Origin of the sequence: Mycobacterium sp., from assembly GCF_049585075.1 — a bacterium.
Taxonomy (GTDB): domain Bacteria; phylum Actinomycetota; class Actinomycetes; order Mycobacteriales; family Mycobacteriaceae; genus Mycobacterium.
Genome location: NZ_JBAUZA010000269.1, coordinates 1 through 9,064, shown reverse-complemented (window position 1 = coordinate 9,064; position 9,064 = coordinate 1). Strand labels below are relative to the sequence as shown.

The following is a 9,064-nucleotide window of genomic DNA, read 5'->3' as shown; positions in this document are numbered from 1 at the left end:
CCACCAATGCCGGCAGGCCCGCCGGCTATACCGCAGCTGCCGGCGCCGCGGCTGCCGATACCCGGACCCGGCCCGCTGGCACCGGGTCCCCCGCCCGGGCCACCAGGGCTTGGTCCCATGCCGGGCGTCCCCCACGGCCCGGAGCCGGGTCTGCCCGGCCTCCCCCACGGCGGCGGTGGGATTCCGCACCTTCCGGGTCTCGGGGGCTTCCACCTGTAACACCGCGGTACCGCCGCGCGCATTCGGCCGAATCCGCTTGATGCCGGCGCTTTAATGGGTTGATGGACCTCATGAGCCCCATCGACGCGGTGTTTCTGCTGACCGAAACGCGCGAGCACCCTATGCATGTTGGCGGCTTGCAACTGTTCGAGCCGCCGGAGGGGGCCGGACCGGAGTTCGTCCGGGAACTCTACGACGCGCTGATCGCCAACCGCGATTTCCAGCCCACCTTCCGCAAGCGACCTGCATGGGTTGTCGGCGGACTCGCGAATGTCGCTTGGGCTTACGACGATGCGGATGACGTCGACATCGACTACCACCTGCGGCGCTCGGCGCTACCGTCACCGGGACGGGTCCGCGAGCTGCTCGAGCTGACTTCGCGGTGGCACAGCACCTTGCTCGACCGGCACCGCCCGCTCTGGGAAACCCATTTCGTCGAGGGATTGAGCGACGGCCGCTTCGCCCTATATAGCAAGTCCCACCACTCGTTGATCGACGGTGTTTCTGCGCTGAAGCTCATGCAGCGCACGCTGTCGACCGATCCTGACGACCCAGAGTTACGGGCGGTTTGGAGCCTGCCCCGACGCCATCATTCAGCCAGCCGGTCCCGGTTGCAGACGCTGAGACAGGTGGCGGGATCTGTTGCGGCGTTTGGACCTTCGACGTGGTCGGTGGCCCGTGCCGCGCTGGTAGAACAGCAACTGACGCTGCCGTTCGCCGCGCCCCGGACCATGCTCAACGTACCCATCGGCGGAGCGCGCCGATTCGCGGCGCAGTCATGGTCGCTGGACCGGATCAAGAGCATCAAGCGGGCCGCCGGGGTGACCGTCAATGATGTCGTGCTGGCGATGTGCGCCGGCGCGTTGCGTCAGTATCTCTTGGATCAGCATGCGCTGCCGGATACGCCACTGGTCGCGATGGTCCCGGTGAGTCTCCGTACTGCGGAGGAGGCCGACAGCGGCGGCAACATGGTGGGCAGCATCTTGTGCAACCTCGCCACCGATTTAGAGGATCCGGCGAAGCGGCTCGACACGATCAGCGCGTCCATGCGCGGCAACAAAAAGGTTTTCTCCGAACTGCCTCGGGTACAAGCGTTTGCGTTGTCGGCTTTTCTCATCGCACCGCTGGGTCTGGCCGCGATCCCGGGGTTTGTGTCATCGGCGCCGCCGCCGTTCAATATCGTCATCTCCAATGTGCCCGGGCCGACCGAGCCGATGTACTGGGGCGGCGCCCGGCTCGACGGCAACTATCCATTGTCGATTGCGCTCGACGGGCAGGCGTTGAATATCACCCTGACCAACAACGCCGGCAATATCGACTTCGGCTTGGTCGGATGCCGGCGAAGTGTGCCGCACCTGCAGCGGTTGCTCGGTCATCTGGAAAGCTCGCTGAAGGATTTGGAACGCGCGGTTGGGTTCTGACCGGCGACCATGCCCAAGCTGAGCGCAGGCCTGCTGCTGTATCGGGTACGCGACGGCGTCGTCGAGGTCCTGATCGCGCACCCGGGTGGGCCGTTCTGGGCCCGGAAGGACGACGGCGCCTGGTCGATTCCCAAGGGGGAGTACACCGACGGCGACGACCTCTGGGTAGCTGCGCAACGTGAATTCGAAGAGGAGATCGGTCTGCCGGCGCCGTCCGGGCCGCGGATCGCATTTCCACCGCTGAAGCAGCCCAGCGGCAAGGTCGTCAGCGCGTTCGCGGTGCAGGGCGATCTTGACCTCGCCGAAGCGCACAGCAACTCCTTCGAACTCGAATGGCCCAAAGGCTCGGGCCGGATTCAGAGCTTCCCCGAAGTCGACCGGGTCGGCTGGTTCCCGGTGGCACAGGCCAGGATCAAGCTGCTCACAGGCCACCGCCCCGTTTTGGATCAGTTGATGGCCCACCCGACCTTGGCCGGTTCGCGCGAGGGCGAATAAACCCTGGCTATGTTCACAGTCATGCAGACATTGCGAACACCTGACGAACGCTTCGCGGACTTGCCCGAATTCCCTTATGCGCCAAACTATTCCGAAGTATCAGACGGCGACGGCGGGACGCTCCGGATGGCCTGGGTGCAGGACGGCCCAGACGACGGCGACCCGGTGCTCATGCTGCACGGGGAGCCGTCGTGGTCGTTCCTATACCGCAAGATGATTCCGGTGCTGGCGGCGGCCGGGCATCGCGTCATCTGCCCCGATTTGGTCGGGTTCGGTCGTTCCGACAAGCCGACGCGGATCGAAGACCACACCTACGCGCGCCATGTCGAATGGGTGCGGGCACTGGTATTCGACGTCTTGGACCTGAAGCAGGTCACCCTCGTCGGGCAGGACTGGGGCGGTTTGATCGGATTACGGTTGGCCGCCGAACATCCCGAACGGTTCAGCCGAATCGTCGTCGCCAACACCGGGCTGCCGACCGGACACATCCCGATGCCGAAGATCTGGTGGCAGTTCCGCGAGGTGATGCAGACGGCGCCGTCGATCGATGTCGGCCGGTTCGTGCAAGGCGGCTGCCGCCGACCGATGAGCGACGAGCTGCGCGCGGCCTACGACGCGCCATTCCCTGACGACACCTATTGCGCCGCACCGCGCGCGATGCCCGGGCTGGTGCCGACGTCACCGGATGACCCGGCGGCCGCGGCCAACCGCTCGGCATGGGCGACGCTGTGCGCGAGCTCGACGCCAATGTTGGTCGCTTTCAGCGACGGGGATCCGATCACCGGTGGAATGGCGCCGATCTTTCAGCGCGAGATGGCCGGTGCGCAGGGCATCGAGCACCCCGTCGTGCAGAATGCCGGGCACTTCCTGCAAGAAGACGCCGGTGAAGAACTCGCCGGCCACATCGTCGAATTCCTGGGTACCTAATCGACCCTCGGACTCCTGCAGAATGTGTGCATGACGAGTGTGTCGAGTGTCGCCGAGCCGCAGGCACTGCTGCTGCAACTGATGGACCCGGCAAATCGGGCCGACCCGTATGCGGTGTACAGGCAGTTCCGGGAACAGGGTCCGCTGCGGCTGCCGGACGCCAACCTCACCGTATTTTCGGCCTATCGCGACTGCGACGAGGTGCTGCGGCATCCGTCGTCGTCCGCCGACCGGAGCAAGTCATCGGTGGTACAACGCATGTTCGCCGAGGGCGCGAACCTGCGACCGCCGTGGCCTCCCATGTTCCTGTTTCTCGATCCGCCCGATCACACCCGGCTGCGCAAACTTGTCAGCAAGGCATTCGTGCCCAAGGTGGTCAACGCGCTGCAACCGGAGATCGCCGGGCTGGTCGACGGATTGCTCGACCGCGTCGCCGAACGCGGACACTTCGATGTCGTCAGTGATCTCGCCTACCCGCTGCCGGTGGCGGTCATCTGTCGGCTGCTGGGGATTCCGTTGCAGGACGAGCCGGAATTTGGTCGCGCATCGGCGCTGATGGCGCAGGCGCTGGACCCGTTCCTCGCGATCACCGGGGAGCCGTCGGAGGGCATGCAAGAACGTCTTCGCGCCAGTCAGTGGTTGCGCGAATACCTGCATGACCTGATCGGACAGCGCCGCTCGCGACCGGGTGACGATCTGATGTCACGGTTGATCGCGGTGGAGGAGTCCGGCGATCAGCTGGCCGAGGACGAGATCGTCTCGACCTGCAGCTTGCTGCTGGTCGCCGGGCATGAGACCACCGTGAACCTCATTGCGAACGCTATCTTGGCGATGCTGCGCAACCCCGCGCAGTGGGCCGCGCTGGCCGCCGACGCAGATCATGCTCCGGCGGTTATCGAGGAAACGCTGCGTTACGACCCGCCCGTGCAACTGGTGGCGCGAATTGCCGCTGACGACATGACGATTGGGGACACCCAAATAGCCGAGGGCGACACCATGTTGCTGCTTTTGGCCGCGGCTCAGCATGACGCGAGAGAGTTCGAACGACCAGAGCTCTTCGATCCCAATCGAAATACGTCCCGGCACTTAGCATTCGGGCGAGGCCTGCATTACTGTCTGGGCGCTCCGCTGGCTCGATTAGAGGCCGCGGTCGCGCTGTCGGAGGTCACGGCCCGATTTCCTCAAGCGCGGCTGGAGGGTGAACCGGTCTACAAGCCGAACATCACTCTGCGCGGATTGGCGTCACTCACCGTCGCGGTGTAACTCCTGGCCGAAAGGCCACTCATTGCACGCTTGTCGCAAATTTCCGTGTCACAATTGGCCGCTCGACGGGCCGACCTGGCGGCGGATGTCGACGAGGTGGTGGTGCGCCTCATGCATCGTATGTATAGCAACCCACCGCAACGAGCGTTCGCATGTTTGTGGGTAGTGGTAAATGACTGCGCGATCCCAATCGTCGCCGGTCAGTCGGGCGAGGACATTGCTGAACATCTGTGCCGCGTCCCCGAGCTGGCGAGCCACATCCTCGGGTTCCTGCTCGGCATAGCCGTCGTGCACCACCCGCTCGTCACGTCCCGACGGAGTGCAGTCTGGCAGGTCTATGCGGCGGGCGGCGAGTACACGTTCGCGCTGCACCAACAGCATGTCCCGCAGATGGCAGCCATATTCCAGCGGCGACCACACCTCGGGCTGCCGCCGGGATCGCAAGTCGACGTCGCGGGCACGCAAGATTGCCACGACCTCAGCGACCCGCTCCCGGATGTTTCGCTCGACTGCCGCTGACTGACTGAGGTCGTAAACGAAACCGCAGTCGCCACATTGATCCGTCACGCCACCATCATTATTTTCGCGGTTGTGGCCGACCGGTGGGAGTAAGCGCGACCACAGGGATCGTCCGCGACGTCTTGCGCTCGTAGTCAGCGAATCCCGGATACCTCTCGGCCTGCAGCGCGTACTTCTCATCGCGTTCGACGCCCTCTAACTCGGTGGCATGCACGTCGACGATGTCGTCGCCAACTTCGATACGGGCGTCGGGGTTGGCCTTCAAGTTCCAGTACCAGGCAGGGTTGTCGTCTGCGCCGGCCTTCGAGGCGAACACCAGATACCGCTCGCCGTCGGCGAGATACATCATGATGTTGGTTCGCGGCTTCCCGCTGCGCGCGCCGACAGTGTGCAGGATGATCAGCGGTGCACCCTCGAACTGGCCGCCGACACGACCGTGATTAGCGCGGAATTCAGCGATATTGCGCTCGTTGAACTCATTGCCATTGCTCATCCGGTTCTCCTCGTATCGACCGCGTTCGACACCACCCAGTGTCCCTGGCTGCTACTCGACGGCTCACCCGAGGCCGGGCACGATGTCGCCGAGGCGAAAGGTCACCGGAGTTTCCAGTTGGGAATAGGTACATGAGCGCGGGTCGCGGTCGGGGCGCCAGCGGTTGAACTGGGCGGTGTGGCGAAACCTTTCGCCCTCCATGTGGTCGTAGCGGACTTCCACCACCCGTTCGGGCCGCAGCGGCACGAACGAGAGGTCTTTGCCGGCGTTCCAGCGGGAGAATTCGTTCTTCCGCGGTGTGCGCTCACCGGCTTCCTGCGCTGCCCAGTTCCACGGGTGGCCGTCGAAATCAACGACCAGCGACTGCAACTCGGTGAATAGTCGCCGTCGCTCGGCCATCGGAAAAGCGCCGATGACGCCGACGGAGGCGAGCGCGCCGTCGTCCTTGTAGAGGCCGAGCAACAGCGAGCCGATCGCGTCGGCCCCGGATTTGTGCACGCGGTAACCGGCGACCACGCAGTCTGCGGTGCGTTGGTGCTTGATCTTGAACATCACCCGCTTGTCCGGTTGATAGGTGATTCCCAGCGGCTTGGCGACGACGCCGTCGAGGCCGGCTCCCTCGAACTCGTCGAACCATCGCTGCGCTAGGGCTAGATCGGTCGTCGCGGGCGTGACATGAATCGAGGGGCCTGAACCCGCCAGGGCGTCGACGAGGGCGGCACGACGCTCGGCGAATGGTCGACTGGTGTAGTCGTCATCGCCGAGGGCGAGCAGGTCGAACGCAATGAACGACGCCGGCGTCTTCTCGGCGAGCATTCGCACTCGCGAATCGGCCGGGTGGACGCGCTGTTGCAGCGCCTCGAAGTCCAAGCCATGATCGGTGGCGATGATGATCTCCCCGTCGATCACACACCGCTTCGGCAACTCGGCCTTGGCCGCCGCGACCAGTTCGGGGAAGTAGCGGGTCATCGGTCGCTCGTTGCGGCTACCCAACTCGACCTGATCGTCGTCGCGGAAGCAGATGGACCTGAACCCGTCCCATTTCGGTTCGTAGGACGAATCGGGCGGGATCGAGGAAACCGACTTGGCCAGCATCGGCGAAACCGGCGGCATCACGGGGAGGTCCATAGCCCGATTGTGCTGGAATCTTTGTTATGGCTGCGGCAGAAGAGGTCGATGTCGACGGGGTTGCGGTTCGCCTGACCAATCCGGACAAGGTGTATTTCCCCGAGCTGGGTGCCAACGGTACGAAACGCACACTGGTCGAGTACTACCTGGCGGTCGCTCGGGGACCGATGCTGACCGCGCTGCGCGACCGCCCCACCCATCTGCAGCGCTTCCCCGATGGCATCGACGGCGAGGAGATCTACCAGAAGCGCATTCCGCAGCACCACCCCGACTATCTGCAGACCTGCCGGGTCACGTTTCCGTCCGGGCGGACGGCCGACGCGTTGAAGGTGACCCATCCGGCGTCGATCGTGTGGGCGGCGCAGATGGGCACGGTCACCCTGCATCCGTGGCAGGTGCGCTGCCCGGACACCGAGCACCCCGACGAGCTGCGCATCGACTTGGATCCGCAACCCGGCACCGCTTTTGCCGAGGCGCGGGCGGTTGCTGTCGACGTATTGCGGCCGCTGCTCGACGAACTCGGCCTGGTTGGCTTCCCGAAGACGTCCGGGGGCCGCGGTATTCACGTGTTCCTGCGGATCAAACCGGATTGGGATTTTATTGCGGTGCGCCGGGCCGGCATCGCGCTGGCTCGCGAGGTGGAGCGCCGGGCGCCGGGCGCGGTGACGACCTCGTGGTGGAAGGAAGAACGGGGCAAGCGCATCTTCATCGACTTCAACCAGAACGCGCGCGACCGCACCTTCGCGTCGGCGTACTCGGTGCGCCGCACCGCGATCGCGACGGTGTCGACGCCACTGAGTTGGGCGGAGCTGGCCACCGCCGATCCCGACGACTACACCATGGCGACGGTGCCCGAGCTGGTTGCCAGCCGCGACGACCCGTGGGCCGAGATGGATTCGGTTGTTCAGTCCATCGCACCGCTACTCGAGATGGCCGAAGCCGACGAACAGCGTGGGCTCGGTGATCTGCCGTATCCGCCGAACTACCCGAAGATGCCGGGGGAGCCCAAACGCGTTCAGCCGAGCCGGGATACGGACCGGAAGAAGGATCGCTAGAGCCGGCTGGCGGCGAATCCGGCGGCCTGGTTAGTCATCCCGGTCTGGACGTAGGCGACGTGCGCGGCACCGTTTCTGCCTTCGGAGCAAATTGGATCGTTGGGAACGCACATGTCAATGGTCTTGGGACGATAAAGCGGACTGATGGTGGGCAGTCGGCCGCCCCCCAACGTCCTCGCGAATGTGCTTTCGGGATTGCCGAACAGAGCCACGGCGGCGACGTGATTAGCCACTTGCGGCGGCATGGAATCGGTCGACATATCGATCACGCCCGCGCCCTGCGAATATCCGCCGAGCACCATTCTGGTGTTGGGGCAGTTCGCAGCCGTGCTTTCGATATGAGCGCGCGCATCCCCGGCGCCGGCAAGCGAACTACTACCAAATGCGTCGGTCGCGGGGTAGTTGACCGCGTAGACGCCGACGGATCGCCCAGGAACTTGCGAGCGAAGGGAGTCCACGAATGCCTGACCAACCCCACCGACTCCCGGTGGTTCGTTGGTGCCACGGGCGAAGACCACCTCGACGTCGGGGCATGGCGCGGCGGTGGCGGAAGGGATGACGGTGGCCGGACTCAGCAGGGCCCCTGTGGTCGCGACCGACACACCAAGGATGCGGGTAATCATCCTTGGATGTCGCCGTATGGCGGTGAATCGTTACGACCCTCGGCTCGGATAACCCCGACATCGGGAGGCAAGTCCAGGTCGTCGATACCCGCGGGCGCGACGCCGTGCTCGATAGCCCGCTTGACCAGGTGAGCGTTTCGCTGCAGACGCCGATAGTCCGGCGGTTGCACCAACCCCGATATGCGTTCGGCGGGGTCGACGTCCGCCCCGCGTTCTTTGCGAGCGCGAAGCTGTGCTGCCCGCCGTTCGATGTCGGCCTGAAACTCGGCAGGGTTGTCGTAGGCGGCCACCACTACGTTCCTGCGCTCTCTCCGATCGGGGTCATAGCGATAGTGCCAAACGACCCAGCGATAAATCGTGTCGTCATCGGGGTCAACCCTTGCCACGGGAGCAGCCTGGTTAGAGCCGACTCGCGACGAATCCAGCTGCCTGGTTGGTCGCATCGGGGATGTAGCCAAGGTGCGCGAGAATGTTTCCGCCCTCGGCGCAGATCTCGTCGTCGGGAAGGCAGATGTCGATGGTCTTCGAGCCGTAACTCGGGTTGATCGGTGGAATTTGGTTGTCCGACAACTGCTTTGCGTAGCTGCTCTGAGGGTTTCCGAATAAGGCAACGGCGGCAACGTGATTGGCGACCTGCGGGGCCAGCTGCTGGCTGGTCATGTCCATCACGCCAGCGCCCTGCGAATATCCTCCCAGCACGATTTTGGTGTTCGGGCAGTTCGCGGCGATGCCCTGGACGTGGGCGACGGCGTCGGCGGCGCCGGCCCTCGCGCTATCGACGTAGTTGGGGGTCGCGGGGTAGTTGACCGGGTAGAGATTCACCGACTTTCCGGGAAGCTGCGCGGTCAGCGAGTCGGTGAAAGCCTGGCCGGGGCCGCCCGGGCCCGGCGGCTCGCCGGTGCCGCGAGCGAACACGACTTC

Annotated in this window: 12 protein-coding genes; 6 read left to right on the top strand and 6 right to left on the bottom strand. The window is 64.8% G+C overall.

Going from position 1 to position 9,064, the window contains the following annotated elements:
* The 5 genes from WB785_RS13020 to WB785_RS13000 all read left to right on the top strand — a co-directional run.
* Positions 1 to 219, top strand: a 219-nt coding sequence (locus WB785_RS13020) for a hypothetical protein (RefSeq protein WP_424079722.1), incomplete at its 5' end; no start/stop codon positions are given.
* A gap of 62 nt (positions 220 to 281) precedes the next feature.
* A complete protein-coding gene (locus tag WB785_RS13015; protein ID WP_424079721.1) occupies positions 282 to 1,640 on the top strand; it encodes a WS/DGAT/MGAT family O-acyltransferase in 1,359 nt (452 codons plus the stop codon).
* A 9-nt stretch (positions 1,641 to 1,649) separates the two neighbouring features.
* Positions 1,650 to 2,135, top strand: coding sequence for an NUDIX domain-containing protein (locus WB785_RS13010; RefSeq protein WP_424079720.1), 486 nt, complete (start codon positions 1,650 to 1,652; stop codon positions 2,133 to 2,135).
* 21 nt (positions 2,136 to 2,156) lie between these two features.
* A complete protein-coding gene (locus WB785_RS13005) occupies positions 2,157 to 3,062 on the top strand; it encodes a haloalkane dehalogenase (protein WP_424079718.1) in 906 nt (301 codons plus the stop codon).
* Between the two features lie 30 nt (positions 3,063 to 3,092).
* Positions 3,093 to 4,325, top strand: a complete 1,233-nt coding sequence (locus tag WB785_RS13000; RefSeq protein ID WP_424079716.1) for a cytochrome P450 — start codon at positions 3,093 to 3,095, stop codon at positions 4,323 to 4,325.
* A 48-nt stretch (positions 4,326 to 4,373) separates the two neighbouring features.
* Here the strand turns inward: WB785_RS13000 and WB785_RS12995 are convergent, their stop codons facing one another.
* From WB785_RS12995 to WB785_RS12985, 3 genes are all read right to left on the bottom strand, one after another.
* Complete coding sequence (locus WB785_RS12995; RefSeq protein WP_424079714.1) at positions 4,374 to 4,892, bottom strand: DinB family protein; 519 nt, start codon at positions 4,890 to 4,892, stop codon at positions 4,374 to 4,376.
* Positions 4,893 to 4,902: 10 nt separating this feature from the next.
* Complete coding sequence (locus WB785_RS12990) at positions 4,903 to 5,337, bottom strand: nitroreductase family deazaflavin-dependent oxidoreductase (protein WP_424079713.1); 435 nt, start codon at positions 5,335 to 5,337, stop codon at positions 4,903 to 4,905.
* Between the two features lie 63 nt (positions 5,338 to 5,400).
* On the bottom strand, positions 5,401 to 6,465 hold the full coding sequence (locus WB785_RS12985) for an ATP-dependent DNA ligase (protein ID WP_424079711.1): 1,065 nt from the start codon (positions 6,463 to 6,465) through the stop codon (positions 5,401 to 5,403).
* A gap of 26 nt (positions 6,466 to 6,491) precedes the next feature.
* On the opposite strand from WB785_RS12985, the gene ligD reads away from it, so the two are divergent.
* Positions 6,492 to 7,520 (top strand): non-homologous end-joining DNA ligase, encoded by a 1,029-nt coding sequence (ligD, locus tag WB785_RS12980; RefSeq protein WP_424079709.1) that lies wholly within the window; start codon positions 6,492 to 6,494, stop codon positions 7,518 to 7,520.
* On the opposite strand, the gene WB785_RS12975 is transcribed toward ligD, so the two are convergent.
* From WB785_RS12975 to WB785_RS12965, 3 genes are all read right to left on the bottom strand, one after another.
* The gene (locus WB785_RS12975) at positions 7,517 to 8,143 is read right to left on the bottom strand and encodes a cutinase family protein (RefSeq protein ID WP_424079708.1); all 627 of its coding nucleotides are present in this window, start codon (positions 8,141 to 8,143) and stop codon (positions 7,517 to 7,519) included. The two genes, ligD and WB785_RS12975, sit on opposite strands and share 4 nt — an antisense overlap.
* Positions 8,140 to 8,529 (bottom strand): hypothetical protein, encoded by a 390-nt coding sequence (locus tag WB785_RS12970; RefSeq protein WP_424079706.1) that lies wholly within the window; start codon positions 8,527 to 8,529, stop codon positions 8,140 to 8,142. The genes WB785_RS12975 and WB785_RS12970 overlap by 4 nt, the downstream gene beginning before the upstream one ends.
* 13 nt (positions 8,530 to 8,542) lie before the next feature.
* Positions 8,543 to 9,064: cutinase family protein (locus WB785_RS12965; protein WP_424079704.1), on the bottom strand; the 522-nt coding region annotated here is incomplete at its 5' end.